General features: G+C 34.0%; 1 protein-coding gene. It reads left to right on the forward strand.

The window, feature by feature from the left end; all coding sequences use genetic code 11:
- Positions 1-1,847: nucleoside-diphosphate sugar epimerase/dehydratase (locus tag AC061C_RS15670; protein WP_478291947.1), on the forward strand; the 1,847-nt coding region annotated here is incomplete at its 5' end.
- Positions 1,848-1,991: the final 144 nt, after the last annotated feature.

Genomic DNA, 1,991 nt, shown 5'->3' on the forward strand with positions numbered 1-1,991 from the left:
ATGTTTCAGTCTTGATAGTATCGTTTTTTTTTACTATACTAATTTTTAAAGGAACTGGATTAGACTATATTATCACGTCCTATAATTTTAGTTTTATTATCAGTTTGTTTTGTGTCAACGTTTTCTTTTTCTGGTTATTCAGAACGTATTCGGGCATTATCAGGCACTCTTCTTATATTGATGCAGTCAAGCTGTTGTTCTCTCAAATGTCTGTTTTAGTGCTGTTTCTTTTTTTTAATTTTGTGTATGAATTATTTCATGGTGAGAAAGCATTTTTAAATACCGCTTTTTTTATTAATATCGTACTTTCCTTTTGTGGCTTGTTTATGTATCGCGTAATCATCAAGCAAACTTTTGAGATGTACTTTTCTGAACAAGGAAGTAATAAATTAATCAGAACTATTATTTATGGTACCGATGCAAATGCTATATCTGTTGCAAACGCTTTAAAATTTGAAACCCCATCCCGATTTAAAATTGTTGGTTTTGTGGATAAAAACAATCAAAATGCAACAAAGCGAATGCTGGATTTACCCATTTTGATTAAAAAGAAAAAAATACCACCTTTAATGCGTTCTGTAAACGCCCAAGCGATCATTATTGCTGATAAAAGTTTGTCTAAAGAAGAGCAATTAATAATCGTGGACCAATGTTTAGAATTTAATTACAATGTGTTCACGGTACCTTTAATTTCTGACTGGGAAAATCAGAAAGAGATTTCTCAAAAGGTAAAGAGCATTCAAATTGAAGATTTGCTAGAACGTAAGCCGATTGTATTAGATAATAAATCCATCTCCAAGCAATTAAAAGATAAAACGATTTTAATTACTGGCGCAGCGGGTTCTATTGGGAGTGAAATAGTGCGGCAAGTATTGGGTTTTAATCCGAAAGTAGTTGTTATTTTAGATCAATCCGAAACTCCATTACACCATATGTGTTTAGAGATGAATGAACTGGATTTAAATTCGAAAATTTTTTCTGTAATTGGTGATGTTCGTAATAAGGAAGCCATGCAAAATGTTTTTCAAAAATACGAACCTCAAGTTGTTTTTCATGCCGCCGCATACAAGCATGTCCCGCTGATGGAAGAAAATCCATCTCAAGCTATTTTGACCAATATAGAAGGGACTAAAATCTTGGCTGATTTATCTTGCCAGTATAAAGTTAAAAAATTTGTGATGGTATCTACCGACAAGGCGGTAAATCCAAGTAATGTAATGGGTGCTAGTAAAAGAATTGCCGAAAAATACGTGCAATCGTTACAATTTAAAAATAAAAACACAGGCGAAAAAAACAACACTAAATTTATTACGACCCGATTTGGAAACGTTTTAGGTTCCAATGGCTCTGTTGTTCCCTTGTTTACCAAACAAATTGCAAATGGTGGTCCAATAACGATTACACATCCCGATATTATTCGGTATTTTATGACCATTCCTGAGGCCTGTCAGTTGGTTTTAGAGGCTGGTGCTATGGGTAATGGAGGAGAAATTTATATTTTTGATATGGGCAAGCCAGTGAAAATTGTGGATTTAGCCAGAAAAATGATCAAGTTGGCCGGATTTGTTCCTGAGAGGGATATCAAAATACAAATTGTAGGCTTGCGACCAGGTGAGAAATTGTATGAAGAATTACTGAATGATACCTCAAAAACACTTCCGACATATCATGAAAAAATTATGATTGCTGAAGAAATATTAGATGATTTTGATGGTTTGAATGTTGATATTATAGAGCTTATCCGTATTGCTAATCACTTTGACGACGATCAAATTGTAGCAAAAATGAAGCAGATCGTACCGGAGTTTAAGAGTATGAATTCCGCTTTTGAGTTGTTAGACAAGTAGCAAGCCTTTTTAAAGACAAAAAAAGACCCAAAGCATAGCCTTTGGGTCTTTTTTTTTGTTTAGAATGTCCCGTCCTGAAATAGCGATACACAAAAAGTATCCTAATGGAGAAACATGAAGAAACATGCTATGTGAAGCGGACTC

Source organism: Flavobacterium sp. GNP010 (assembly GCF_056428945.1).